Source organism: Collinsella sp. TF07-1, assembly GCF_003437235.1.
Classification (GTDB): Bacteria; Actinomycetota; Coriobacteriia; order Coriobacteriales; family Coriobacteriaceae; genus Collinsella.
Window position 1 is genome coordinate 38,184 of sequence record NZ_QSRV01000009.1, and the last position, 24,836, is coordinate 63,019.

Below are 24,836 nucleotides of genomic sequence, written 5' to 3' on the forward strand. Positions count from 1 at the left end.
ACAGATTGAGATGAAACTTAGGGTGTTTTAGGAATATCTTGATCTGTAACATGTAGAAGCGGAATAGGCCTCTTGCTGTTACAGATCGAGACAAGGGCGGGCGCGGATCTGGATGTCCTGCTCGAGCGTGGATTTCTGGACACGCGAGCGAAGAAAATCTCCCGACCGGAGAACGAGCGTGGATAATTAACTTGGATAGGGAGCTAAGGTAAACACCGATTGTCTATCGACGGCTTTAGAAACAACGACCCCGATTTCATTGTGGAATCGGGGTCGTTTGTGTCTCAGGAATCCGAATGGATTAATCGAGCTCCTAAGGAACTTCTTGGGTTCTTGCTAATGGTCTGCCGAGGATGTCCCCAATGCAAACAGCGGGCATCTACTCAATATAGCTCGGGTTCTTCTTGATGATCACGCGTGCAGCGATGAAGGAGACGACGATGGCGATGATGGCGACAACGCATGCCAGCACGAAGTTGCCCATGGACCCATCGGGAGCGATAAAGATGAGTGCCGAAAGAAGGCCGGGGCATGCTCCCGCAACATACTCTTTCAGAACAAAGATGCCTGCAGGGAGTCCAGCGCAGAGCGCGCCGATTGCCGTGCCGACAAGCAGGCGGGGACGCTCGATGAGGCAACCGTAGAACGCGGGCTCGGTTACGCCACAGAGTGCGGTGACGGCAACCGTGGTGACCATACCCCTCTTCTCTTTGTTTCCCTTCATGGCAGTTGCCAGGGCGAGGCTCGTGCCGCCAATGCAGAGGTTCGAGATGAATCCAAAGATAATGGGTGCCCAACCGAGCTGCGCCAGGCTCGTAACTTCGATTGCGATGTAAGCCTTATCGAGACCGAGCATGACGAAATAGGGGTTAAGGGCTGCCAGGATCGGAGTAGCGATAAATGCCGCGTTGTCCATAAGCCACGTGACGGCGTCGCTCAGCGCGTAGCCCATCATGCTGCCGGCGGGGCCAAGGATAATCAGCTCGACGGGCACGACGATGATCATGGTGAGCAGCGGCTTCAAGAACAGTTTGGTAACGTCGGGAATGATCTTCTGAAGGCCGCGGTCGACAAAGTACATGAATACAACGCCCAGTACGATGGGCACTACCGTACTCGAATAGTCGTTCGTCGGGATGGGAATACCAAGAAAGTCGAGACCCTCGGCACCGCTAATGGACGAGCTGATCATGAACGCGCCCAGCAATGCGCCCATGATGGGCTGCATCTTCATGACGGCTGCGAGCTGATAACCAAGATAAACGGGTAAGAAGCTAAACGAAGCGCTAAAGATCGCCAACAGGACCTGGGCGGTTCCGCTATCGGTGCTCAATCCGCAATAATTGACCAGGAGATTCTTGATCGAAAGAATGAGTCCGCCAACGATGAGCGCCGGGACGATGGGCATGAATACCTGTGCAGAGACGTTCCCGAATTTCTCAATCAAGCCCATGGCGGTGTTACCGCTTTTAATGCCTTCTGCAAGGTCTTTGGCGGTTTGGGCATCGTCGGCAACCGTGCCACCGCCGACTTCGATTCCCGCGAAGTCGAGGAAGTCGTTGTAAGCCTCGGTGACGTTGGGGCCGATGATCACCTGAAGCTGGCCACCGCTGACTACTGCCCCGAGCGCCTGATCGGCCGATTTGGCGAGCTGGAGATCGATGATCGAGGTGTCTCGTGCGTCGATGCGAAGGCGCGTCGCACAATGAGTTACCGATGTAATGTTCTCTTTGCCGCCAACAGCCTTTAGGACTGTTTCGGACATTGCCTGATATTTCATCTCTTTCTCCTAACCTTCCTGCTCCTGATACTTCGAGATAAGGTCTCGGTACCAATACCAGCTCTTTTTGGGGGTGCGCTTCAGATTGTTCTCGAAGTCGATATGGACAAGTCCGTATCGTTTTTCGTAGCCGTTGATCCAGCTATACAGATCCATCGTCGACCAGAGGTAGTAGCCCTCAACGCGCGCGCCGTCGCGCTTAGCCCTCATCATGTGCTCGATGAACTGGCCCAGAAGCTCGATGCGGTCATCATCGTGGATCATTCCGTCTGCGTCTGGTTGCTCATAGGCGCCATGTCCGTTTTCCGTAATAAAGATGCGGGGCGCGTCATAGCGCTCGTGGACATCCATGATGGTTGAATACATGCAACCTGGGAGTATTTCGCGGCCCCATTTATTGCGGGGAACATTGCTGTCGCGGGCGCTTTCAAACAAGGGCGCAATGCATTTTCCTTCGACCTTTTTGCTCGAACCGCCCTTATTGTTCGCCGAAACGGCAAGCTCTCCACCGTGCCAGTCGGTTACATACTCTCGGCAATACACGTTGAGTCCAATAAAATCGACTTTACCGTCTCTGAATTCTTCTACGTCATTTGGGGATCGATAGAGCGAGACGCCAAGTTTTTCAAGGATTTCGTCCATTTCTGGCGGCAGTTGACCCTGAAGCGCTGGTGCCAGAATCATGCGATTGGCGAAAAAGTCTGCGTATCGAAATACGTCATCAGGGTGCTCGGTTGCCGGGTCGAGTTCGACAACGCCGCCATCGTGGACGGCGCCGATGATGCCGTCGTAGCCCATTTGACGATATGTTCGGACTGCGAGTGCGCTTGCGCGCATCAGGTTGTACTGAAACTGCATGTACGACTGAACGTCGAGCGATCGATTGGGGGGATAGTTGCCCAACATGTTTACGCAGTAGCTGTAGAAATGCGGCTCGTTAACGGTAGCCCAGATTTTGACGCGGTCTCCAAAGCGCTCAAAGCAAATCTTGGCGTATTTGCAGAACCACTCTGCCATGTCATTGTTCAGCCATCCGCCTTTGCAAGCAAGCGTGAATGGCAGATCGTAATGGAACAGCGTAACGTTGGGCTCTATGCCATTTTCGAGGCAGCAATCAATGACCCGATTATAAAAATCGATACCCTCTTCATTCACTTCGCCGATACCCGTGGGGATGATTCGACTCCATGAAAGAGAGAAGCGATAGGTGTTTTGTCCGCCTTCTTTCATCATGCGGATATCTTCTTCATAGCGATGGTAGAAGTCGCAAGATACATCACCGTCAACATGGTTGATGTTCTTATTGCTTGTGTGGCTAAAGAAATCCCACTCGCCAAGGCCTTTGCCGTCTTCGTTCCAGGCACCCTCGCACTGATAAGACGCCGTGGCGGAACCCCAGAGAAACGGCATGTTGTTCACGTTGCCCATGAATCCCCTTTCCATCATTCAACACGGTGGATACGTGTGGCGGAATTACGATTAAGATGACGTCAACTGATTTGAATCATAGGAGAACGACCAAAGCTGTTTGATTCAATAAATGAACTATGATTTCGAGGAGAGCGGAAAGAGGGATCACGTGAATATCAATGACTTCGATGTGCTCAATCGCATTAGCTCCATCATCAACAGCGAGTTTGGGTCAAACGATGCCGCCATCGCTCGATATCTCGTCGCTCACATTAGGCGTTCGAGCGAAATCAATGTTGCCGCAATAACCCGCGATGCATTCGTGACCCGTTCCGCTGTTCGTCGTTTCTGCAATCGATTGGGCTACCAGTCTCTTAGCGATTTGAAAGAATCATTTACTCAATCAGTCTTTCCAAGCGACTTAAGCCATCGAGAGGAGGAATTTGGCTACGAGGAGTACAGGGCAGAGCTCGACGTTCGCATGATCGAGATGTTCGCTGAGGTTGAAAGCGGCGTGTCCGATATTGCTATTAAGCACCTTGCCGACGAAATTGATGGCCATAAAAACGTTGAAATCTGGTGCACCAATAATGTGAGCGCCAATCTCGTACGATTTCAGCAGGAAATGTTTTATGCGGGCAAGATAGTTCGCATAGTTGCTGGGGCTAACGTCGCGGAATTGAAAAACATGGGAGACGCTTCGCAGTCATTGATAATTCTCGTATCGGTCTCCGGGCTATTTGCGTCACAGGCGCGTGAGTATCTTGATTGCCGTTCGGGCAGGAAGATTCTAATAACTGCGTTTAGCAACGATGACAAATCGAGGTCTTTTGACCGTGTATATCGTCTTGGTAATGCGGGAAACGGAATTGACCGACTCGGCGTTTATTCGAAATACGCCATGACTTATTTCTTCGACTTGCTATCGTCGTGTTACTTGAGTCGCTACCCCTGCACCAAGGGGGAGCCGCTCTATGGGTCTACTTTGGCCTGGCCCGAGTAGTTGCGGCTCTATAGTTCTCCCGCCTGGAGAATGAGCGTGGAAAATCTGCCACTTTGGCCTTAGAGCCGCGCTAAAAGCGGGAGAATATCCACGCTCGATCGTGCCGTGGAAGCCCGATTGCAACCTGTGTAATAGTGCAAGAGGGTCGTTATCGAAGTTCGTTCCAGCCAGCGTACTCCACTACGACAAAGTGTTCCCTCGGGAAATGTCACCGCTACATGCAAATTCACCGTCCTTCATATCCAAACACAGCAAAACCGCAGGTCAAGGCTATATAGATACGCCCGGAACCGTGTATCTAGAGGTTTTCGTTGACAGCCCCCAAGGTTGCATCGTATTATCTTTTTCGTTCGCGGGGGCGGCGGTCCAAAAGACCAAAGAACCTGCGGATACTTGAACGATTGGGAGTTTGCCCGAGTGGTTAATGGGGACGGGCTGTAAACCCGTTGGCTCTGCCTACATAGGTTCGAATCCTATAGCTCCCACCCGTCAAGTGCCTGTATAGCTCAGTCGGTAGAGCACTTCGTTGGTAACGAAGAGGTCACCAGTTCAAGTCTGGTTGCAGGCTCCATCCGGCGGTGTAGCTCAGTTGGTTAGAGCACACGGTTCATACCCGTGGCGTCACTGGTTCGAATCCAGTCACCGCTACCATAGGTAACACGGTGGCTTCTCAATAGTATGTTGAGAGGCCACTATGGTATAAAGGCAAAGTCCCGTCCGGGGACGACCTGTTTAGAGGAGGGCTTTATGGCCAAAGAGAAGTTTGAGCGCACTAAGCCGCATGTTAACATCGGCACCATTGGTCACGTCGACCACGGCAAGACCACGCTGACCGCCGCCATCACCAAGGTTCTCTCCGAGACCGAGGGCTGCAAGGCTGACTTCACTGCGTTCGAGAACATCGACAAGGCTCCCGAGGAGCGCGAGCGCGGCATTACGATCTCCGTCTCCCACGTCGAGTACGAGACTGCTGCCCGTCACTACGCTCACGTTGACTGCCCGGGCCACGCTGACTACGTCAAGAACATGATCTCCGGTGCTGCTCAGATGGACGGCGCTATCCTGGTCATCGCCGCTACCGACGGCCCCATGGCTCAGACCCGCGAGCACATCCTGCTCGCCCGTCAGGTCGGCGTTCCCTACATCGTCGTCTTCCTGAACAAGTGCGACATGGTCGACGATGACGAGCTCATCGACCTCGTCGAGATGGAGACCCGTGAGCTCCTCTCCGAGTACGATTTCCCCGGCGACGACATCCCCGTCATCCGTGGTTCCGCTCTGGGCGCTCTCGAGGGCGACGCCAAATGGATGGACGCCATTCGCGAGCTCATGAACGCTGTCGACGAGTACATCCCGACGCCTGCTCGTAACAACGACCTCCCGTTCCTGATGGCCGTTGAGGACGTTATGACCATCTCCGGCCGTGGTACCGTTGCTACCGGTCGTGTCGAGCGCGGTGAGCTCAAGCTCAACGAGCCCGTCGAGATCGTCGGCATCAAGGATACCCAGAACACCGTCGTTACCGGTATCGAGATGTTCCGTAAGTCCATGGACTTCTGCGAGGCTGGCGACAACGTCGGTCTGCTGCTCCGCGGCATCAAGCGCGAGGACATCGAGCGCGGCCAGGTTCTCTGCAAGCCCGGTTCGGTTACCCCGCACACCAAGTTCACCGGTGAGATCTACGTTCTGACCAAGGAGGAGGGCGGCCGTCACACCCCGTTCTTCGATGGTTATCGTCCTCAGTTCTACTTCCGTACCACCGACGTTACCGGTACGGTCAAGCTCCCCGAGGGCACCGAGATGGCTATGCCTGGTGACCACATCACCATCGAGGGCGACCTCATCCACCCGATCGCCATGGAGGAGGGCCTGCGCTTCGCTATCCGCGAGGGTGGCCACACCGTCGGTTCGGGCATCGTCTCCACGATCATTGAGTAAATTAGCTCTTTGATATAGCTGACTTAGAGAACCCGGCACTTATATGGGTGCCGGGTTCTTTTCTGCAATGGATATTGAGCCGTTGCTGGTGTCGAGAGGATCGATAATGGTCCTGGATGCACCGTCGATTAGATCTCGATGGCTTCATTGATGTGTTCCAAATATGAATGGATCCACCGAGAACCAATTGACTCGAGGTTTTCATTGACAGCACTTACGTGGAGCTGATAAAGTAACAACTCGTGCCCGTACGGGGCGGAAATGAAAGGTTCAGGATACATGCGTACTCTAGTTACTCTTGCGTGCACTGAGTGCAAGCGCCGCAACTATACGACCACCAAGAACAAGTCGACCATGCCTGATCGTATGGAGATCAAGAAGTATTGCCCCTGGTGCCGTCACCACACGCTGCACAAAGAGACTCGCTAGTCTCTAGTCATATACGCCAGTAGTTCAATTGGTAGAGCATCGGTCTCCAAAACCGAGTGTTGAGGGTTCGAGTCCTTCCTGGCGTGCCAGTCATTATTCCGTAAGCTCCCACTTGGGGGCTTACGGTTTACTCATGTATAAGCGCATTGCGCGGAGGTAACCCAAATGGCCAACAAGAAGAACAAGAAGAAGGCACAGCAGCAGGCGCCTGCCAACAACGCTGCCGCCAACTCCAAGGTTGAGGCCAAGAAGGCCGTTGCCAAGAAGAGCGAGAAGGCTGCGAAGTCTAAGAAGAACGAGAAGCCTGGTTTCTTCGCCCGCACCAAGAAGTATTTCGCTTCGGTGAAGTCCGAGATGAAGCGTGTCACGTGGCCCGATAAGAAGGAGCTCGTGAACTACTCGGTCGTCGTTTGCGCTTCTCTGATCGTCGTCGGCGTCGTCATCGCTCTGCTCGATGCTGGCTTTGGCGAGGCTCTTGCTCTGTTCTCTGGATTGAGGGGCTAAACCATGTCTAAGCGTTGGTACGTCGTTCACACTTACTCTGGATACGAGAACCGCGTTAAGTCCGATCTCGAGCATCGCATCGAGACCATGGGCATGCAGGACCGTATCTTTGATATCGAGATTCCTATGGAGCGCGTCACCGAGATTAAAGAGGGTGGCAAGCGTGAGACCAAGGATTCCAAGATCTTCCCGGGTTATGTCCTGGTCCGCATGGAGATGGATGACGATGCGTGGACGTGCGTTCGTAACACGCCTGGCGTCACCGGTTTCCTGGGCGGCAACGGCAAGCCCGCTCCGCTTTCCCGCGACGAGTACAACAAGATGACTCGTCGTCCCGGTAAGGGCGATTCGCCCAAGCGCACCTCGGTTGATATTCAGGTCGGCACGTCCGTCCGCGTCACCGATGGCCCGCTTACCGACTTTGATGGCAAGGTCTCCGAGGTTAACACCGAGGCTGGCAAGCTCAAGGTCACGCTGATGATCTTTGGCCGCGAGACGCCGGTCGAGCTCGACTTTAACCAGGTCGCTGTCATCGCTTAAGTTTTCGTCCGTTCGCGCGAGCGTGCTTCTTCTGTGACTGCTCATCTCAGGAGTGCTTCTAACACGTGCGTGCTTACGATATAGCAAGTACTTCACACTCGTGATTCGAAAGGAATGACCATGGCTGAGAAGAAGGTTGCCAACGTCATTAAGCTCCAGATTCCTGCTGGTGCAGCTAACCCCGCTCCTCCCGTCGGCCCCGCTCTGGGCGCTGCTGGCGTGAACATCATGCAGTTCTGCCAGGCCTTTAACGCCGAGACGCAGGACAAGAAGGGCGACATCATCCCCGTTGAGATCTCTGTCTACGAGGATAAGTCCTTCTCCTTCATCACCAAGACCCCGCCGGCGGCTCACCTCATCAAGAAGGAGCTGAACCTCAAGTCTGGTTCCGCTAAGCCCCAGGCCGACAAGGTTGGTCAGCTCTCCCAGGAGCAGCTCACCAAGATCGCCGAGATCAAGATGCCGGACCTCAATGCCAACGACATTGACGCCGCCAAGAAGATCATCGCCGGTACCGCCCGTTCCATGGGCGTCACCATCGCTGAGTAGCGATTTCTTATGGTAACGACGGGTGCTCCGACCTGGGCGCCCGTTAAATGTGTGCAATAGGGCACACGATACGATGTGGGAGGGCTCACGCCCGTTTAACCACAGGAGGTAATGCACATGGCTAAGCATGGTAAGAGCTATAACGCCGCTGCCGAGAAGATCGATCGCGCCACGCTCTACACCCCCCTTCAGGCTGCCAAGCTCATTAAGGAGCTCGACACCGCCAAGTTCGACGAGACCGTCGAGGCCCACTTCCGTCTGGGCATCGATACTCGTAAGGCTGACCAGAACATCCGTGGTTCCATCTCCCTGCCCCACGGCACCGGCAAGACCGTTCGTGTTGCCGTCTTCGCCGAGGGCGAGAAGGCCCGCGAGGCTGAGGCTGCCGGCGCCGACATCATCGGTTCCGACGAGCTTGTCGCCCAGATTCAGAAGGGCGAGATCAACTTCGACGCCGCTATCGCTACGCCGAACATGATGGCCAAGGTTGGCCGCATCGGTAAGATCCTTGGTCCCCGTGGCCTCATGCCGAACCCCAAGCTCGGCACCGTGACCATGGACGTCGCCAAGATGGTCTCCGAGCTCAAGGCTGGCCGCGTTGAGTACCGCGCCGACCGCTACGGCATCTGCCACGTGCCCCTGGGCAAGAAGTCCTTCTCTGAGCAGCAGCTCGTCGAGAACTACGCTGCCCTGTACACCGAGATCCTGCGCGTCAAGCCCTCTTCTGCTAAGGGCAAGTACGTCAAGTCCATCTCCGTGTCTTCCACCATGGGCCCTGGCGTCAAGGTCGATCCCGCTATCCAGCGCGACTTCCTGGCTGAGTAACTAACAGTTACTGCCTGAGCAAAGCAAGCATTGCTAAAGAGACCCGGTTCTGCCTCGTGCAGGACCGGGTCTCTTGCTTTTGAGTCAACGAAACCACCACGAAGGGGACAGGCACCCTTGTGGTGGTTTTACTTGTGTTGTACTTTAGCGCGATGTAGTACTACCCGAGGCCGAAGGGAGCCCAACATGTTTAAGAACACGCAACAGCTCCTAGGCCTAGCGCTACTAGATTGGATAGCGCGCTAGGGTTGTAATCTCGCTATAACGATTTGTTGTACCCGGGTGCGCTATCGTCTGCCGCTTTCAGGCGTGATGAGCGACACGGGTATTTTTCTATCTCTAGGCCTTCTCTCTCTCCTGAAAGCCATCTGTCATAAAACGGTCAATCAGGAGGAACATATAAGCCGCAAAATCACAATCTTTGACGCCACCCTGTGCGACGGTGAGCAGTCGCCGGGCGCCAGCATGAATACCGAGGAAAAGCTCTTCATCGCCCGCCAGCTGGTGCGCATGAACGTGGACGTTATCGAGGCGGGCTTTCCCATCTCGAGTCCTGGTGACTTTCGCTCCGTACAGGAGATTGGCAAGATTGCGGGCGACCGATGCACGGTATGCGGCCTGACGCGCGCTGTCGACAGGGATATCGAAGTGGCTGCAGAGGCGCTCAAAACGGCCCAGAGGCCCCGTATCCATACAGGGCTGGGTGTGAGCACCAGTCACCTGCGCGACAAGCTCCATATGACTGAGGAAAGGGCAATTGAGTGAGCGATCCATGCCGTCAAACATGCTCGCAAGTTCGTTGACGATGTTGAGTTTTATGCCGAGGATGCCGGTCGCTCCGATCAGGAGTTTCTGGTGCGCATTATCGAGGCGGCCGTAAAGGCCGGTGCCACGGTCGTGAACATCCCCGATACGATGGGCTACAACATGCCGTGGGACTTTGGCGCCCGCATCCGTGACCTGCGCGGGCGCTGCGGGTGCGGCCGGTCAGCGTGCGGTCGACGTGATGGAGTATCGCGAGTACGAGATTGAGCGCATTGCGCGCCAGGCATTTGAGGCGGCGCGCAAACGTCGCGGCAAGGTGACGAGCGTTGATAAGCGCAACGTGCTGGAGACGAGCCGCATGTGGCGCGAGATCGTGCATCGCGTGCAAGACGAGGAGTACTCCGACGTGGAGCTTGAGGACCTGCTCGTCGACAACGCCGCCATGCAGCTCATCAGTCGACCGGCAGACTTTGACGTCGTGGTGACGGAGAACATGTTCGGCGACATCCTGTCCGATGAGGCGGCTCAGATTACCGGATCGCTCGGTATGCTTGCCTCTGCCTCGCTGGATGATGGCGTATCGCTGTTTGGGCCGAGCGCTGGCAGCGCTCCTGACATCGCGGGGCTCGGCGTGGCCAATCCGCTGGCTCAAATCTTGTCGGTGGCGATGCTGCTGACCTACGCGCTCGACATGGGCGAGCAAGCCGCGTGGATCGAGAGCGCCGTGGCGCGCGTGCTCGACGAGGGCTGGCGCACCCGTGACATCGCCGATGTCAACACCCCGGCAGATAAGATCCTCGGCACCACGACGATGGGCGACAAGGTCGTCGCCGCGCTGTAGGCGATGCCGATTCAAGCTGTCAAATATCTCAATCTGTAACATCTAAGGGGCAAAATCGTTCCTACCTGTTACAGATTGAGATTTTCGGCTGAGCATCCGTGGTCTGTCTCGATCTGTAACAGCTAACCGATTATTTGGGCCCTACCTGTTACAGATTGAGACAAACCGTTGGGACAGGTCGGACGAGTCAGCAAAACCACCACAAAGGTGCCGGTCCCCTTCGTGGTGGTTTTTAGCGCAACGAGGTGTTCCCAGCCGACTATACGGGCGGCCTTGCGCTCACGCTGCTCGATGACAGCGCATATTTAGACGCGAAGTGCGGAACCGGGTGCATATACGAGCCGCGTAGCGTTACGAATTCATGGGAATGACCGTATCGCCAATTTGTACGCTTGCAATCTTGTCTGTGTCACAAACTTGCGAGAACGGCCAGGTCTTGTGGACATCAGTGGTGCCGTTATCCAGTTTATTTGCGAAATAGCCGCTGTGGCTGGTTGCGTCCTCAACATGACCGTCTTTGAACGTCACGATGAGGGGTATGTTGCCAACGGCATCCATAGACTCCTCCATGTTTTGAGACATCTTGCCGCTGTTGTTGTCGTGTTCGATGGAACGATCTATGTTGTAGCGGACTGAAACGCCAACGCAGGATACGGTGGCCTCTTGAATCGTCGCCTTGGTGCCGTTAAAGTTGACCGATTTGGGCGCGGGAATCGTAACGGATGTATCTTCGTAATTCAGCTGGAACTTAAGATCCCATGGGCCCGTAAGTATTTTCTTATACTCGGGAAGCTCTTTGCCAGCACGTGGCACAACGAGTGAGTTGATATGCGTGCGGACGGTCCTGCCCATAAGGCCGGGTGATTCAACGCTGAACTGTGCAAAGTATTGAATGCTGGAGTCATTGGGGTTCTTGTCAATGAGCCATGATTGGCCTTGGCCGCCATGCTCGCCATCAACGTATACGTTTCCATCGACACTTCCGGCGATAGTTTCGTTCTCGCCCGGCTCGGAAAGCTTTTTCAGGGCAGCGGGATCGTCGAACGTAAGCGTATAGGCGATGGTAACCATATTCTTGTCGCCCATGATGGCGTCGGCGGTCACGGTGACTCCGTTGTTGGAGCAGCTAGCACCGACGGGCCGGCCAATACGGTCGATGATCTCGGTTTGAAAAGCAGGTCCGTCAAAGATGTCGGAAAGCATGTCAGAAGGAAGCGGCAGGACGCCTGTTGCCATAGCCGTGCCAGCGCCTCCAATGACGATAGCGAGGACTGCCGTTACAGCGGCAATGCGAGCGACTGTTCTTACGGGATGGCGGGCGATGCGCGGCTTGCGTCGCGTGCCATTAAAGTTGCTTTGAGCGGTCGCCGCATCGCTCGAGGCGACGGACTGAGCAATCGAGTTTGCCATGTGCTGCTTCGCATTATCGGTAAACGAAATGTGCTCCAGGGCGTGGCGATAGTCATTCGAATTCGTAGTCATTGTGGTCTCCTTTCAAGGAAAGCCGAAGTGACGCACGTCCGCGGCTAAGGTGCTGGGCGGTTGCAGCTGGCGTCGCGTGAACGGCGTCTGCGATTTCCCTGATGCTCATGCCTGCGTAGTAGTGCAAAAAGATGGCGATGCGCTGTGCTTGAGGCAGGGCCGTGACAGCGGAAAGAATGGCGCAGTCGCGTTGCGCGAATTCTTGCTCGGTATGTGTTACGGGTGCGCAGAAATCGGGGAGCGAATCGAGGTCGACAACCGGGTGATTCGCGTGCGTACGGCCGATATCGCGACATGCGTTCAGTGCGACTCGGATCACCCAAGCACGTTCGTGTTCGAGCGAGTCGAACGGTTGAGTGCGTTGGAGAATCTTGATCAGCGTGTCCTGGCAGATGTCTTGAGCGTCGTCAGCGGATCCAAGGGCCGAATAGCACAATCGAAGGATGAGGTCGGAATACGTGTCGACCAAGCGCTTTGCTTCCCGCTCGATCTGATCGGCATCGCATCGGAGCGTGCTATTGCGGTTACGGCGTGCAGGCATAGTGTCACCTCCAATTGGTCGTGGTGGATATAGGGAAGGCGTCTCGCGAGGTCCCTCTACATACAACACGGTCGAGACTGCATAAGTTGACAAAAAAAGACGGCACGTGAGCGCCGTCCTTACAAAACAATGAGTGTTCTCGTTAATTACACAAGCACCGTGATGGACAGGTCGGACGAGTCAGCAAAACCACCATAAAGGTGCCTATCCCCTTCGTGGTGGTTGTTGGCAGTTACCAGGGGGTTCTGGCGGTTGAAGACTCGATTGCTTCGTGGCGTTTGAGCTCGCGGCGCATGGTTTGCGAGTTGAGCCAAGCGGCCTTCCAACCGCGCGTGGGGTAGCGCGCCTCGTCAATTTCGATCTTGGTATAGCCACAGGCGTTGACAATCTTCGTTCCGCATGGGTGTTGGCGCTCGCGTTGAAAGTTGGGGCCGTAGCTTTGGTGCACATGCCCGTGAATCATATAGTCGGGACCCCAAGACTCAAGAGCCGCATTAAAGCACTCGAATCCTCGATGCGGCAGGTCGTCCAGGTCGCCCATGCCTGCGACGGGTGCATGGGTAAGTAGAATATCGCATCCGTCTACCAGTGCGATTTTTCGCGATAGCTTGCGCATGCGTTTTGCCATCTCGCGCTCGGTATACATGTTCGCGCCGTCGCGGTAGCGCATGGAACCGCCCAGACCCGCAATGCGAATACCTCGGTACACATATACGCTGTCCTCAACACAAATGCACCCGCCCGGTGCATGGCGCGCGTAGCGGTCGTCGTGGTTGCCACGAACGTACACAAGCGGTTTGTTGATGACAGTGACCAAAAACTCAAGATAGTCCGGATCCAGGTCGCCTGCGGATAGAATCAGGTCAACGTCCTCAAAGCGCTCCTTGCGAAAACATTCCCACAGGCAGCGCTCTTCGGTATCGGCTATGGCAAGGATCTTCATAGGGCGCGGACTTTCGGCTCATCGTCGAGTTGTGGAATGGTGCCCACCACGTTGTCGGCCAGCCAGTCCATCTCGACGATTTGCGTGCTCGGCAGTGGGGGAAAGCCCTCGATCTGCACCACGCCGTCTTGGCTATGGAGCTCGCCGCCAAATGGATTGATGGAGCCCTCGACGATGCCATTGCGGAGCAGCTGAACAAGCTTGCGCGTCTGATAGGGCAGGCCCGGAGCGTAGCGAATGTCGATGATGCCCGAGCTCATACCATACCAGTAGTTGACGGCACGAACCTGGCTGTCGTCACTGGTCTCATCCCAGGTGCCGTGCAGCAGGCTTCGCACGATAAGCTCGTAGTATCGGCCCCAGTTCCATACCGGCATGGCGATGCCGACGACCTTGCCATCGACCAGGCGGTGGAGTCCGTAGGCCGTAGGGTCTTCGAGCGACTTGGACATGTCAGCGCCGGTCATAACGCTCACGCCTTCGCGGCACATGGCCTCGGCAAGACCGCCGGCGGGCACATCGCCCCAGGTCAGGATAATTTGCGCGCGGGGGTCGAGCAGCGAGGCGCCAATCGCAAAGGCGTTGATCTCGCTAAGCGCGCCCGACGCAAAGACGGACGCGTGGTAACCAATGCGATGGTTGTCCGCCATACTGGCGGCAAGGGCGCCCAGGAGGAACTTGGCCTCGTACATCTTGCCAAAGTACGAACGGACGCTTTGGTGGGGAAGGCCGATAGAGCAGTTGAGAAACCGCACCTGGGGATACTCAACGGCTGCCCTGAGCGTGTATTCCATCAGACGGTGCGAGGTCGAGAAGATGACGTTGTCTCCATGTTTGACAGCCGTTTCCACGGCGGCGTAGAACATGTCCGGATCGTGGCAGTCCTCGAATGCCTCGGTGCGCACGATGCCGCCAAAGTGCTCGTCGAGATACTGGCGCCCCTGGTCGTGCAGGCTGTCCCAGCTCGACGTAACGCAGGGGAATTCATGGATAAAGGCGATGCGCAGGGGGTTGGCAGCCGAGTAGACGGTCTTGCCCATAAAGAAGTTGAGCACGCCGGAGGTGGACTTGGCGGGTGTCTCTTCCTCATCGACGCTCGGTGCCTCGACAAGATCGACCTTGTCCTCGTCATTTTTGCCGGCAATGATCAGCTCGCGCCAAATCTTGCACAGGCGGTTTACGACGATGTCCGTCGGCGTATCCAGCAGGCGGTCCTGGTTGTACACGTTGAGGTAGACGAGCATGGCGTCGGCGGGCGTAATGTCCAGATGGTCGCCGCCGGCGCGCAGGTAGGCTCGTTTAAAGAGTTGGAAGGTATGGCGCAGGTAGTCGACCTTTTTCTGTGGCCACTTTTCGACAAGGTCCTGGCCGAGCATCTTGGCGAGCGTCTCATAGCTTCCCTCGCGCGAGAACTCAATCTCGTATAGGGGGCAGACGCGCCAAAACGCGCAGAACTCGCCGTACAGGCGACTTTCGACGGAATCCCATGTGCCGGGGTAGAGGCGGGTGACCTTGGCCGAAACCGTCGGGGCGTCCAGGAATTTGAGGACGCTGACGCGCTTGTTGCCCTCCTGGACGTAGAACCGATGCATGAACTCGGTGACGATGATGGGGTCGCGATAGCCCTCGGTCACCTGGATGTCATAGAGGTTGGACCACTTGCGGGCGAACTCGGTGCTAAATGGCAACAGGGGCATAAAGTTGCACGAAAAGGCAGACTGACGGCCCTTGGTAACCGTGCCGACGACCATTTCGAGCGGAATGTCCCTTAGGCCGACGCTCTCTCGCTGACCTAAGGGGAGCTGGGCAACGAGGCTATCGAGGTCCGTAAGGTACGGGTGCTCGCTTTGGCTGATGGCGCGACGGCGTCCCTGCTCGCCGCGCTTGCGTGCTTGACGATAGGCCTCTTCCATGGTGTCTACTCCCTTAGTCGTTTAAACAACGATATGAACCATGGTACCACGATGCGAAACCACCACAATGGTGCCTGTCCCCTTTGCGGTGGTTTTAGGCGATGATGGGGGCGATGGCGCGGATGCAAGCGTCGGCTGCCGTGAAGGTGGTGCTATCGTCGCTGACGATAAAGATGATTTTGCCCTTGACGCCAAAGTCGCCGATCTCGCTAAAGAGCACGTACGGCTCCTTGTCAAAGCCAGAGATGGGAAGCACCGCGGCCTTGGTGGCGTCGGTAAGCTCATCTGCCAGCGCGTCCAGCGAGGCCCACTTAGACGTGTCCTTTACGGCAACGGGCACGGCCACACGCCCAAAGGGCATCAGATGCACGAGCGTGTTCTTGGAGATGTTGGAGTTGGGCACAATGATGGTCTGCCCGCAGGCATCCTCGATGGTCGTGTGGCGCCAGGTGATGTCTTGGACCACGCCCGACACGCCGCCGACCTCGATATTGTCGCCGGGCTTGATGATGCCCATGAAGGTCACCTGCATACCGCCGATAAGGTTCGACAGCGTGTCCTGAAAGCCGAGCGAGATGGCGATGCCGCCGACGCCAAGAGCGGCGACGAGGGCGTTTGCGTTGATGCCAAAACAGTTGTCTAGGATAAAGCTGCCGCCGATCATCCAAATGACGGCACGCGCGATGTTGATGAAGATACTTGATGCCGGAAGCGGGTTGTCGTCGCGATTGAGCAGGTGACGCAGGGTCTTGGATACGACCTTGACGGCGATGGCGGTGCCTATCGCCAAGATGCCGGCCCAAATGATGTTGTGGACCCATCGCTGCTCAAAGAAATGAAGAATCGGCTCAAACAATTCCATGTAGGGAAAACCTCCTAATGATCGTTCAACCATGATACCCATCAAGAAGCCCGTCCGATCACATCGGACGGGCTTCTGCGCTCGATATAAGGGTTAACGAAAACCACCACAAAGGTATCTGCTCCTTTGCGGCGGTTTTGACGTTTGCCGAGATAAAACCTGCCAAAATAAACCTGTCCCTTTTTGGTAGGTTTAGCTCAGCAGCATGCGGTCGTTGGCGAGCTCGCCGCCCGAGACCTCCTCGAACTTCTGCAGCAGGTCGGCTACGGTGAGCGACTTCTTCTCGTCGCCGGCCACGTCGTAGATCACATGGCCCTCGTGCATCATGATCAGACGGTTGCCCAGACGGATAGCGTCATTCATGTTGTGCGTAACCATGAGCGTGGTCAGATGGTTCTCGTCGACAATCTCCTCGGTCAGATTGAGCACCTTAGAGGCCGTCTTGGGGTCGAGGGCCGCCGTGTGCTCGTCGAGCAGCAGCAGGCGCGGCTTGGTGAGCGTGGCCATCAGCAGGGTGAGTGCTTGGCGCTGGCCGCCCGAGAGCAGGCCGACCTTAGCGTTGAGGCGCGTATCCAGACCAAGGTCCAGACGCTTGAGCAGCTCAACGTACTCGTCCTTCTCGGCCTTGGTGACGCCCCACGAAAGACCGCGACGCTGGCCGCGGCGCTTGGCGAGGGCCAGGTTTTCGGCAATTTGCATGTCGGCTGCGGTGCCGCGCATGGGGTCCTGGAACACACGGCCCAGGTACTTGGCGCGCTGCGACTCGCTCAGACGCGAGATGTCGGTGCCGTCGAGCTCGATGACACCCGAATCGAGCGGATACACGCCGGCGATCATATTGAGCAGCGTGGACTTGCCGGCGCCGTTGCCGCCAATCACGGTTACAAAGTCGCCATCGTTGAGGGTGAGGTCGACGCCGGTGAGCGCGCGCTTCTCGGTGACGGTGCCCTTGTTAAAGGTCTTCTTGACGTGCGAGAGCTTAAGCATCTGCCTCATCTCCCTTCGTGTAGGAGCTGCGGAGCTTATAGCGCTCCCAAACCACGGGCACGCACAGGGCCACGGCGACGATCACGGCAGAGAGTAGCTTCATGTCGTTGGCGTCCATGCCCAGCTGCAGCACGATGGCGCGGATAAGGAAGTACACCACGGAGCCAAAGACGGCGGAGGCAAGACGGACGCTAAACTGCGTGAGACCGCCGGGCAGCAGGCGACCGAGCACCTCGCCGATGACGATGGCGGCAAGACCGATAACGATGGCGCCGGTGCCCATGCCAATGTCGGCATACTTCTGGCTCTGGCAGATGAGCGCACCCGAAAGGCCAATGAGGGCGTTGGAGAGCACGAGGGCGATCATTTTGGTGGTGTTGGTGTTAACGCCCAGGGCGCGGATCATGTACTCGTTGTTGCCGGTGGCACGCAGCGCCGAGCCGATCTCGGTGCCAAAGAACCAGTACAGGATGGCGACGATGGCCACGGCCAGCACAATGCCTAGGATAATGGCAACAGTGGACTGCGGCAGGCCCGTCATGTTGCTGACGGATGAGAAGATAGTGCCCTTGGCAAGGATGGGCGTGTTGGACTTGCCCATGATGCGCAGGTTGATGGACCACAGACTGATCTGCGTAAGGATTCCGGCGAGGATTGCGGGAATCTCAAAGACGGTGGTCAAGATGCCCGTGACGGCGCCCGCGATGGCGCCGGCGCACATGCCGGCCAGCACGGCGAGCAAGGGGTCGACGTTATTGTTGACGATGAGCACGGCGCAGACACAGCCGCCGAGGGCAAAGCTGCCGTCGCAGGTCATATCGGGGATGTCGAGCAGGCGGAACGTGATAAACACGCCAAGCACCATAATGCCCCAGAGGACGCCCTGCGAAACGGCGCCCTGCAATGCAATGAGCATGCTTCATACCTCCTAGGATAGGGTGGACACGTGATTTTCCATAATAGCGGTACCAATGCATAAAAGAGCTGCGGACGGATGTTTTGTCTCATCCGAAACAAGCAGGGCGAACGCCGGTCTTTAGCGTTCGCCCCAAGGACTCAGATATTGAATAACGCGGCTGTGGCGCGCGTGCGGGCCCTAGACGCGTTACCGCGCATGGCGCTACTCGTCCAGAGCGGAAAGGTCGATGCCCAGGGCCTCGGCCGTCTCGTCGTTCTTGACGACGACCAGGTCCTTGCTCGAGAGGTGCTTGATCGGCATGTCTTCGGGCTTGGCCTCGCCCTTCAGGATCTTAACGGCCATCTCGCCCGCGGCGTAGCCCAGGTCCTTATAGTTGATGGAGAGGGTGAACAGGCCGCCGGCCATGCACATACCCTCCTCGCCGGTCACGAAGGGGAGCTTATTCTCCTTGCAGATCTGGCCCACCTGCGAGGCACCCGCGGCAATCGTGTTGTCGGTGGGGGAGTACAGCGCGTCGACCTTGCCCACGGCGGACTCGACGACGGACTGAATCTCGTTGGAGCTCGAGACGGTGAAATCGGTGTACTCGAGGCCCAGCTTGTCGAGTTCCTTCTTGGCGGCCTTGATCTGGACGTCGGAGTTGGACTCAGCGGTGCAGTAGAGCAAGCCGACCTTCTTAACGTCGGGCAGGACCTTCTGCATCATCTCGAGCTGCTCGGCGACCGGGGTGAGGTCGGAGGCGCCCGTGACGTTGGTGCCGGGCTTGTCGTTGTCCTGGACCAGGCCGGAGGCGGCGTAGTCGGTGATGGCGCAGCCCACGATGGGGATATCGGCCGTGGCACCGGCGGCAGCCTGCGCGGCGGGCGTGGCGATGGCATAAATCAGGTTGACGTTGTCGCCCACAAACTTGTCGGCAATGGACTTACACGTGGACTGGTCGTTCTGGGCGTTCTTCTGGTCGATCTTGACCTTAAGGCCGCTCTCCTTGATGGCCTTGACAAAGCCGTCGTTGGCGGCATCGAGTGCGGAGTGCTCGGTGAGTTGCAGAACGCCGATGGTGTAGTCGGAACCGGCGGCAGCAGAGCCGGAACCAGAGTTGCCGCCGCATCCGGCGAGCGGGGCGAGCGCGAGCAGACCGGCGGAGACCAGAAGGCTCCTGCGGCTGATGGTGATGTCCTTCATATCATTACCCCCAGTATAAAAATGGCTGGAAACACTGCACTGGGACAAAGTGCAAGTGGAACTATAGTAGCGCTGATGTCCATTTTTACAACAGCCTGGCGGGTTTTTTAATACAGAATCGGATGGGCGGTACGGGTAGTCGAATGGGCGGCGGAGGGTCTTATGCGGCGGAGGAGGCATCGTCCTCGTCCAGGACGGCGAAGAGCTTCTTGCCGTCAAGGAGACGTGTGGTGACGTTTCTCATGCGGCCGATCTCAACGGTACGCAGCGTGTCGTCGGCGCCTCGCGCGTCATAGACCGTTCCCAGCAAATACGAGATGCCGTCTCGTTGCTTGATGGCAAAGGGCCGGAGTGTCATCCGCGCCACTTCGACCTCTCCGCGTGCCGTGACACTCGAAATATCAAAACTCACCGTGGTTCCGTGGTCGATGGCCTGCTCGATGAGCTCGCAGGCATCGATGCGCTTGACGGGCGTGCGTGTGGCCTTGGTGGATTTGTCGCCTGCGCTTGGAGCAGGCTCGGGTGCATCGAGGTAGCCGCGAACGTCGGCACTCGCCATGGCGACCAGGTGCTGCGCTATGCTCTTTCGAATGGCGATGGGCGTGGAGCGGTTGCGCATGACCATGCCGTGGAGCCGGATGATCTCTTCGTCGGTGAGCGGACGGGTCAAGAGTCGATAGCCAACGCCGCGCTTGTACTCAATTTCGTATCCGGCATGGCGAAGTGCGGAGATGGCGGTGTAGATGCTGCGCCGCGCCGCCGAGATGGGCATGCGGGCGGGGTCGTCGGGATGGGCGAGACGCCGGATCAACTCATCGGAAAGCATGGCCTTGTCCTCGCCGGTGTTTTCGCTTAATAGTTGCAGGATGCGAACGGCGCGATAGGCTGCCATCGAGGCGGCGCCCCTCGTCGTGGTCTCGTAAGTTTCAACAGCGGTTTCGGTCATGGCGTCCACGTCCTTTCCGTTTTGGGTGGCGACGGTATGGAGCCTAGGGCGCGGGGCTTTCCCAGGGGTGCAGGACGCTCCGGGCGGTCGGTAGTCGTCGGCAAGCGGCGGGTCGAGTTTTCAACAGCCCTGCCCAACTGACCAAAAACTTGCCAAAAGCTTGACGGATGCTGTTGAAAAAAGCGCCCCTCGGCTTGCCGAGAGGCGCTGGCGTGATGCGCTGGAACGCGTTTGGTGGCGCTGTGGCGATTAGAAGTCGGCGTTGCCCACGGTGCGCGGGTGCGGCAGGACGTCGCGGATGTTGCCCACGCCGGTGAGGTACATCACCAAGCGCTCGAAGCCCAGACCGTAGCCGGCGTGCTTGCAGGAACCGTAGCGGCGCAGGTCAAGGTAGTACTTGTACTGCTCGGGATTCATGCCCAGGTCCTTGATGCGGGCCTCGAGCAGATCCAGGCGCTCCTCGCGCTGGGAGCCGCCGATAATCTCGCCGATACCGGGAACCAGACAGTCGGCGGCGGCGACGGTCTTGCCGTCCTCGTTCATGCGCATGTAGAACGCCTTGATCTCGGCCGGGTAGTCGGTTACGAAGGTCGGGCGCTTAAAGTGCTCCTCGGTTAGGAAGCGCTCGTGCTCGGTTTGCAGGTCGATGCCCCAGCTCACGGGATAGTCAAACTTGTGACCGGCGGCGACGGCCTGCTCCAGGATCTCGACGGCCTCGGTATAGGTGACGCGGGCAAAGTCGGAGTTGGCGACATGGTCCAGGCGCTCGAGCAGACCCTTGTCCACAAACTTGTTGAGCATATTGAGCTCGTCGGGGCAGGTTGCCATGACGTCCTTGAGGACATACTTGAGCATGGCCTCGGCGTTATCCATGTAGTCGTTCAGATCGGCAAATGCCATCTCGGGCTCGATCATCCAAAACTCGGCGGCGTGGCGCGTGGTGTTGGAGTTCTCGGCGCGGAAGGTGGGGCCAAAGGTGTACACGTCGCCAAAGGCCATGGCAAAGTTCTCGGCATTGAGCTGGCCGGACACGGTGAGGCTCGCATGCTTGCCAAAGAAGTCCTGGCTCCAGTCGACCTCGCCGGACTCGGTGAGGGGCGGGTTTTTGGGGTCGAGCGTGGTCACGCGGAACATCTCGCCGGCGCCCTCGCAGTCACTCGTGGTGATGATGGGAGTGTTGACGTAGACAAAGCCCTGCTCCTGGAAGAAGCGGTGGATAGCGGCAGCCGCGACAGAGCGGATGCGGAACACGGCGCGGAACAGGTTGGTGCGCGGGCGCAGGTGCTGCTGGGTGCGCAGGAACTCGACGGTTGCGCGCTTCTTCTGCAGCGGGTAATCCGGAGCGCTGACGCCCTCGACCTCGATGGAGGTGGCAGAAAGCTCGAAGGGCTGGGGCGCATCGGGGGTCAGCTTGACGGCGCCGGTGCAAATGAGTGCGGCCGAGACGTTTTGGTGGGCGATCTCGTCGTAGTTGTCGAGTGCCTCGCGGTTCATGACGACCTGCAGGTCGCGGAAGCAGCTGCCGTCGTTGAGTGTAACGAAGCCAAAGTTCTTCATGTCGCGGACGGACTTGACCCAGCCGGCGACGGTGACGGTCTGGCCGCCAAGCGACTCGGCATCGGCGTAAAGCTGCGCGATTTTGGTGCGGTTCACGTATCCTCCCATAACGGTTGAATGATAGTTATCCATACAGTTCGATATTCTAGCAGCTCGGCTCATTTGGGCTATACAGATAAGGCATTGACGGGATGGTTTTTCAAACGAAAAGCGCCCGCGGCCAAATGGTCGCGGGCGCTTGACGAGATGCCTTTTGGCTGTGTGGCGCGGGGCCTGGCTACTTGGTCTTGGCTACCAGCAGCGGGTCGCCCAGCTTGACGAGCGGGTTGCCGCCGATAAGCGTTCCGGACTCGCCGACATGGTCGATGCTCTTAAGACGATCGAGCTCGGAGATGATGACGGTCACGATGTCCTCGTGGCCGGCGGCCTTGATGGCCTCGCGATCGAAGCTGATGAGCGGCTGGCCTGCCTTGACCGTGTCACCCATCTCGACAAAGCGGGCAAAACCCTTGCCGTTCATTTCCACGGTGCCCAGGCCGACATGGATGAACACGCGAAGACCGTCCTCGGTAATCATGCCGATGGAGTGGTTGGTGACGGTGGTGGCACCGATGCGGCCGTTGGCGGGCGCATAGATGGTGCCGGTAATGGGCTCGATGCCATAGCCCTGGCCAAGCATGCCCGAGGCGATCGTCTCGTCGGGAACTTCGTCCAGGTTGACGAGCACGCCGTTGACGGGGGCATAGATGACGCCTTCGCGGGTGGCGAAGCTCGCTGCGGGCGGAACGGACGCCTCGCCGGTCGAGGTGAAGGTGGACTTAAGCGAATCGAGCAGACCCATAGTTGCCTCCAACTTAAATAGGCGCATATCGCGCGTTTGGTTTGCCGGAAACGTTTCATATCTGTTTCGCGGCTTGGTCAACACCCCCTATTCTACGCTGCTCAGCGATACCTCTGAGCTGGGATTATGTGATATATCAGTTGAAGGGAAACTTATTGCTGGCGTGTTTCTGCGTCACGGGTTCAAGTGGGGTACGCTTGAAGGCGAAAAACAAGGGCGCATAATTTGCGCGAAGGGAGCACATATGATTGTCGAGAACCATGCGCTGTGGGGCGAGGAGCCGACCGAGGAATATCCGGCGACGTTTACGTATTTGGGTGCCGAGCCGCTGCCCGATAAACCGAATGGTCGCCGCCCTGCCGTGATTATCTGCGGCGGAGGTGCGTTTACGCATATCGCTCCGCATGAGCAGGATCCCGTGGCGTTTGCGTTTTTGGATCACGGTTACCAGGCCTTTGTGCTCAACTATGTCACGAGTTCTACGGGTGACGTGAGCTTTCCGCGCCCCCAGGCGGATCTTGCCAAGATGGTCGCCACGGTGCGCGCCAACGCCGACGAGTGGCATGTCGATCCTAAGCGCGTGTGCGTCGTGGGATTCTCGGCGGGCGGTATGATCTGCGCTTCGCTGGCAACGCAATGGAAGACTGGTCCCTTCGCGGGCTTGGCAGGGGCGCGCGCGGACGACATTCGTCCCGATGCCGTGGTGCTAGGTTATCCATTGCTCGACTTTGCCTATGTGCGCGACATGCAGACGCGCGATCCGCGCATTGACTTGCGTGTGCCCAAGACGGGCGGCAAGACGGGGCGCGATCTTCTCAACGACTACCTGTCGATGGTGACGGGTGGCGAGGCAACTGACGAGCATTTGGCTGATATCTGCCCCACCACGCATGTTTCGCGTCAGATGCCGCCGACCTTTGTGTGGGGCGTGTCCGACGACAAGACGGCGCCGATCGCGCAGGTCTATCCGTTTGCGCAGCGCATGGCCGAGGAGGGCGTCGCTTGCGAGATGCACGTCTTTGACCAGGGCGGTCACGGCCTTTCGCTCGGCAACGCCAACACCGCGGTCGACAACGAGGACAAGCAGGTGGCAGTCCGTCCTTGGATCCGCCTGGCCTTCCGTTTCCTGGAGCGCCACGGGTTTTAGTTACGGCGTTTTGTCAAACGCCGTAACCGCATGACGCTGCAAGCCCGCCAGAGCGGCAATCTGCCTTTCAACTTCGGCGGCATGACCAGAAGGTCAATGCCGCCTCGTTTCAAGGCACCTTGCTCGCCCTGGCGGGCTTTCGCTGTCTGCGCCAAAACATCGGCGTTGTCTTGGCTGCCAAAAGAATGATCCCTCGGGGACGGAGGAAAATGGATCAGTTTGGGCGGTGCTGGCGTCAAGGTTTAAGACCGATGTCGTCCCTTGTTGCTTTCCTACCAAACGGTGAACTGGGCGTTCTCCGTGTTCCAATGGACATCGCGAACGTAGTCTCGCACGGCCGTCGCATCTCGTGCTTCGAACAACTCAAGAATATGAGCATGTTCGCTGTTGGCTTTATTGAGCAGTTTGCAAGCCGTCTCTTGGTCGACAGTCTCGTAATCGCGCTTGATAAAGCAGCGCTCGAGTTGCGAGATCATGTCGCGCAGACGGTCGTTGCCGCAGCGGTTGAAGTACGTAAGGTGAAAGTCTCGCTGAATATCGTCGTACTTACGGATGAGGCCGCCTTGGATCGCAAGGTCCATGGACCCAACCAAAAACTTCAGCTGCATGATGTCCTCGTCGGTTAGGAGAGGGCAGGCGAGGTATGCCGCCTGCCCGTCGAGAGGCCCCATAATCTCAAAGACTTCAACGGCGTTTTGCTGATCGAACCCTCGGACGCGGAATCCGCGGCGGGGGAGATTGTCCAGATAGCCGTCGCTTGCCAGCTGGATGAGCGCCTCGCGAACCGGCGTGCGCGACACGCCCATGGCATCGCAGATCGCCTGCTCGCTCACGCGGTCGCCGGCCGAAAGCTCGCCGGCGTCTATGCGACTCGAAATATAGTCGTATACATGATCCTTCAAGGGTCTTCGGAGCGTTTCCATGAGCTTATA

Annotated in this window: 23 protein-coding genes, 4 tRNA genes and 1 pseudogene; 14 read left to right on the forward strand and 14 right to left on the reverse strand. The window is 57.5% G+C overall.

The features are described 5' to 3' along the window. Positions 1-379 precede the first annotated feature (379 nt). Positions 380-1,780, reverse strand: coding sequence for a PTS transporter subunit EIIC (locus DXC67_RS05085; protein WP_117637602.1), 1,401 nt, complete (start codon positions 1,778-1,780; stop codon positions 380-382). 9 nt (positions 1,781-1,789) lie between these two features. Continuing rightward, positions 1,790-3,208, reverse strand: coding sequence for a glycoside hydrolase family 1 protein (locus tag DXC67_RS05090; protein WP_117637603.1), 1,419 nt, complete (start codon positions 3,206-3,208; stop codon positions 1,790-1,792). A 151-nt stretch (positions 3,209-3,359) separates the two neighbouring features. Here DXC67_RS05090 and DXC67_RS05095 point away from each other — a divergent pair, with 151 nt between their 5' ends. From DXC67_RS05095 to DXC67_RS05155, 13 genes and pseudogenes are all read left to right on the forward strand, one after another. Further along, on the forward strand, positions 3,360-4,193 hold the full coding sequence (locus tag DXC67_RS05095; protein ID WP_158551291.1) for a MurR/RpiR family transcriptional regulator: 834 nt from the start codon (positions 3,360-3,362) through the stop codon (positions 4,191-4,193). 403 nt (positions 4,194-4,596) lie between these two features. Further along, positions 4,597-4,678, forward strand: a tRNA-Tyr gene (locus DXC67_RS05100). A gap of 10 nt (positions 4,679-4,688) precedes the next feature. Next, positions 4,689-4,764, forward strand: a tRNA-Thr gene (locus DXC67_RS05105). A gap of 3 nt (positions 4,765-4,767) precedes the next feature. Beyond that, positions 4,768-4,844: transfer RNA gene (locus DXC67_RS05110), tRNA-Met, on the forward strand. 96 nt (positions 4,845-4,940) lie between these two features. Continuing rightward, the gene (gene tuf / locus DXC67_RS05115; protein WP_117563790.1) at positions 4,941-6,131 is read left to right on the forward strand and encodes an elongation factor Tu; all 1,191 of its coding nucleotides are present in this window, start codon (positions 4,941-4,943) and stop codon (positions 6,129-6,131) included. Between the two features lie 279 nt (positions 6,132-6,410). Further along, a complete protein-coding gene (rpmG, locus tag DXC67_RS05120) occupies positions 6,411-6,560 on the forward strand; it encodes a 50S ribosomal protein L33 (RefSeq protein ID WP_022093895.1) in 150 nt (49 codons plus the stop codon). A gap of 13 nt (positions 6,561-6,573) precedes the next feature. Beyond that, positions 6,574-6,649 (forward strand) — tRNA-Trp (locus tag DXC67_RS05125). A 76-nt stretch (positions 6,650-6,725) separates the two neighbouring features. Then, complete coding sequence (gene secE, locus DXC67_RS05130) at positions 6,726-7,064, forward strand: preprotein translocase subunit SecE (protein ID WP_089572519.1); 339 nt, start codon at positions 6,726-6,728, stop codon at positions 7,062-7,064. Positions 7,065-7,067: 3 nt separating this feature from the next. Then, complete coding sequence (nusG, locus tag DXC67_RS05135) at positions 7,068-7,604, forward strand: transcription termination/antitermination protein NusG (RefSeq protein ID WP_006234984.1); 537 nt, start codon at positions 7,068-7,070, stop codon at positions 7,602-7,604. A 120-nt stretch (positions 7,605-7,724) separates the two neighbouring features. Continuing rightward, positions 7,725-8,153, forward strand: coding sequence for a 50S ribosomal protein L11 (rplK, locus tag DXC67_RS05140; protein WP_022093893.1), 429 nt, complete (start codon positions 7,725-7,727; stop codon positions 8,151-8,153). A 117-nt stretch (positions 8,154-8,270) separates the two neighbouring features. Beyond that, positions 8,271-8,978, forward strand: a complete 708-nt coding sequence (gene rplA, locus DXC67_RS05145) for a 50S ribosomal protein L1 (protein WP_089572518.1) — start codon at positions 8,271-8,273, stop codon at positions 8,976-8,978. A gap of 465 nt (positions 8,979-9,443) precedes the next feature. Beyond that, positions 9,444-10,010: pseudogene (locus DXC67_RS05150) on the forward strand (hypothetical protein). Further along, complete coding sequence (locus tag DXC67_RS05155) at positions 9,934-10,584, forward strand: isocitrate/isopropylmalate family dehydrogenase (protein WP_233502585.1); 651 nt, start codon at positions 9,934-9,936, stop codon at positions 10,582-10,584. Before DXC67_RS05150 ends, DXC67_RS05155 begins: the two are co-directional and overlap by 77 nt. Positions 10,585-10,935: 351 nt before the next feature. Here DXC67_RS05155 and DXC67_RS05160 read toward each other — a convergent pair whose 3' ends face one another. The 11 genes from DXC67_RS05160 to DXC67_RS05210 all read right to left on the reverse strand — a co-directional run bounded on the left by DXC67_RS05160 (position 10,936) and on the right by DXC67_RS05210 (position 22,757). Next, positions 10,936-12,066 carry a DUF4179 domain-containing protein gene (locus DXC67_RS05160; RefSeq protein WP_117637605.1) on the reverse strand — a complete coding sequence of 377 codons (1,131 nt, stop codon included), beginning with the start codon at positions 12,064-12,066 and terminating at the stop codon, positions 10,936-10,938. Further along, on the reverse strand, positions 12,047-12,607 hold the full coding sequence (locus DXC67_RS05165) for an RNA polymerase sigma factor (RefSeq protein ID WP_117583099.1): 561 nt from the start codon (positions 12,605-12,607) through the stop codon (positions 12,047-12,049). Before DXC67_RS05165 ends, DXC67_RS05160 begins: the two co-directional genes overlap by 20 nt. 232 nt (positions 12,608-12,839) lie before the next feature. Then, the gene (locus DXC67_RS05170) at positions 12,840-13,550 is read right to left on the reverse strand and encodes a metallophosphoesterase (protein WP_117635372.1); all 711 of its coding nucleotides are present in this window, start codon (positions 13,548-13,550) and stop codon (positions 12,840-12,842) included. Then, on the reverse strand, positions 13,547-15,463 hold the full coding sequence (locus DXC67_RS05175; RefSeq protein ID WP_117637606.1) for a BMP family ABC transporter substrate-binding protein: 1,917 nt from the start codon (positions 15,461-15,463) through the stop codon (positions 13,547-13,549). The genes DXC67_RS05170 and DXC67_RS05175 overlap by 4 nt, the downstream gene beginning before the upstream one ends. A 94-nt stretch (positions 15,464-15,557) precedes the next feature. Further along, positions 15,558-16,325, reverse strand: a complete 768-nt coding sequence (locus DXC67_RS05180; protein WP_117637607.1) for a mechanosensitive ion channel family protein — start codon at positions 16,323-16,325, stop codon at positions 15,558-15,560. 192 nt (positions 16,326-16,517) lie between these two features. Further along, positions 16,518-17,312: an ABC transporter ATP-binding protein gene (locus tag DXC67_RS05185; RefSeq protein ID WP_022093887.1), complete on the reverse strand. Its 795-nt coding sequence runs from the start codon at positions 17,310-17,312 to the stop codon at positions 16,518-16,520. Further along, positions 17,305-18,228 carry an ABC transporter permease gene (locus DXC67_RS05190; protein WP_099432089.1) on the reverse strand — a complete coding sequence of 308 codons (924 nt, stop codon included), beginning with the start codon at positions 18,226-18,228 and terminating at the stop codon, positions 17,305-17,307. The genes DXC67_RS05185 and DXC67_RS05190 overlap by 8 nt, the downstream gene beginning before the upstream one ends. A gap of 204 nt (positions 18,229-18,432) precedes the next feature. Continuing rightward, the gene (locus DXC67_RS05195) at positions 18,433-19,413 is read right to left on the reverse strand and encodes an ABC transporter substrate-binding protein (RefSeq protein ID WP_117563784.1); all 981 of its coding nucleotides are present in this window, start codon (positions 19,411-19,413) and stop codon (positions 18,433-18,435) included. A gap of 160 nt (positions 19,414-19,573) precedes the next feature. Then, the gene (locus tag DXC67_RS05200) at positions 19,574-20,359 is read right to left on the reverse strand and encodes a hypothetical protein (RefSeq protein ID WP_089572510.1); all 786 of its coding nucleotides are present in this window, start codon (positions 20,357-20,359) and stop codon (positions 19,574-19,576) included. Positions 20,360-20,608: 249 nt separating this feature from the next. Next, a complete protein-coding gene (gene asnS / locus DXC67_RS05205) occupies positions 20,609-22,012 on the reverse strand; it encodes an asparagine--tRNA ligase (protein ID WP_117637608.1) in 1,404 nt (467 codons plus the stop codon). A 181-nt stretch (positions 22,013-22,193) separates the two neighbouring features. Next, the gene (locus DXC67_RS05210; RefSeq protein WP_233503166.1) at positions 22,194-22,757 is read right to left on the reverse strand and encodes a PTS glucose transporter subunit IIA; all 564 of its coding nucleotides are present in this window, start codon (positions 22,755-22,757) and stop codon (positions 22,194-22,196) included. Between the two features lie 244 nt (positions 22,758-23,001). On the opposite strand from DXC67_RS05210, the gene DXC67_RS05215 reads away from it, so the two are divergent. Then, positions 23,002-23,904, forward strand: coding sequence for an alpha/beta hydrolase (locus DXC67_RS05215; RefSeq protein ID WP_117637610.1), 903 nt, complete (start codon positions 23,002-23,004; stop codon positions 23,902-23,904). Positions 23,905-24,176: 272 nt separating this feature from the next. Here the strand turns inward: DXC67_RS05215 and DXC67_RS05220 are convergent, their stop codons facing one another. Continuing rightward, entirely contained in the window at positions 24,177-24,806 is a 630-nt protein-coding gene (locus tag DXC67_RS05220; RefSeq protein ID WP_233503167.1) for a GntR family transcriptional regulator, read from the reverse strand. Positions 24,807-24,836 lie beyond the last annotated feature (30 nt).

Coding starts and splice junctions, on each gene's coding strand:
- DXC67_RS05215 (WP_117637610.1), top strand. CDS start 23,002: ATGATTGTCGAGAACCATGCGCTGTGGGGCGAGGAGCCGACCGAGGAA.
- DXC67_RS05190 (WP_099432089.1), bottom strand. CDS start 18,228: ATGCTCATTGCATTGCAGGGCGCCGTTTCGCAGGGCGTCCTCTGGGGC.
- secE (WP_089572519.1), top strand. CDS start 6,726: ATGGCCAACAAGAAGAACAAGAAGAAGGCACAGCAGCAGGCGCCTGCC.
- rplA (WP_089572518.1), top strand. CDS start 8,271: ATGGCTAAGCATGGTAAGAGCTATAACGCCGCTGCCGAGAAGATCGAT.
- DXC67_RS05210 (WP_233503166.1), bottom strand. CDS start 22,757: ATGGGTCTGCTCGATTCGCTTAAGTCCACCTTCACCTCGACCGGCGAG.
- rpmG (WP_022093895.1), top strand. CDS start 6,411: ATGCGTACTCTAGTTACTCTTGCGTGCACTGAGTGCAAGCGCCGCAAC.
- nusG (WP_006234984.1), top strand. CDS start 7,068: ATGTCTAAGCGTTGGTACGTCGTTCACACTTACTCTGGATACGAGAAC.
- DXC67_RS05170 (WP_117635372.1), bottom strand. CDS start 13,550: ATGAAGATCCTTGCCATAGCCGATACCGAAGAGCGCTGCCTGTGGGAA.
- DXC67_RS05200 (WP_089572510.1), bottom strand. CDS start 20,359: ATGACCGAAACCGCTGTTGAAACTTACGAGACCACGACGAGGGGCGCC.
- DXC67_RS05160 (WP_117637605.1), bottom strand. CDS start 12,066: ATGACTACGAATTCGAATGACTATCGCCACGCCCTGGAGCACATTTCG.
- DXC67_RS05085 (WP_117637602.1), bottom strand. CDS start 1,780: ATGAAATATCAGGCAATGTCCGAAACAGTCCTAAAGGCTGTTGGCGGC.
- rplK (WP_022093893.1), top strand. CDS start 7,725: ATGGCTGAGAAGAAGGTTGCCAACGTCATTAAGCTCCAGATTCCTGCT.
- tuf (WP_117563790.1), top strand. CDS start 4,941: ATGGCCAAAGAGAAGTTTGAGCGCACTAAGCCGCATGTTAACATCGGC.
- DXC67_RS05165 (WP_117583099.1), bottom strand. CDS start 12,607: ATGCCTGCACGCCGTAACCGCAATAGCACGCTCCGATGCGATGCCGAT.
- DXC67_RS05180 (WP_117637607.1), bottom strand. CDS start 16,325: ATGGAATTGTTTGAGCCGATTCTTCATTTCTTTGAGCAGCGATGGGTC.
- DXC67_RS05185 (WP_022093887.1), bottom strand. CDS start 17,312: ATGCTTAAGCTCTCGCACGTCAAGAAGACCTTTAACAAGGGCACCGTC.
- DXC67_RS05175 (WP_117637606.1), bottom strand. CDS start 15,463: ATGGAAGAGGCCTATCGTCAAGCACGCAAGCGCGGCGAGCAGGGACGC.
- DXC67_RS05090 (WP_117637603.1), bottom strand. CDS start 3,208: ATGGGCAACGTGAACAACATGCCGTTTCTCTGGGGTTCCGCCACGGCG.
- DXC67_RS05195 (WP_117563784.1), bottom strand. CDS start 19,413: ATGAAGGACATCACCATCAGCCGCAGGAGCCTTCTGGTCTCCGCCGGT.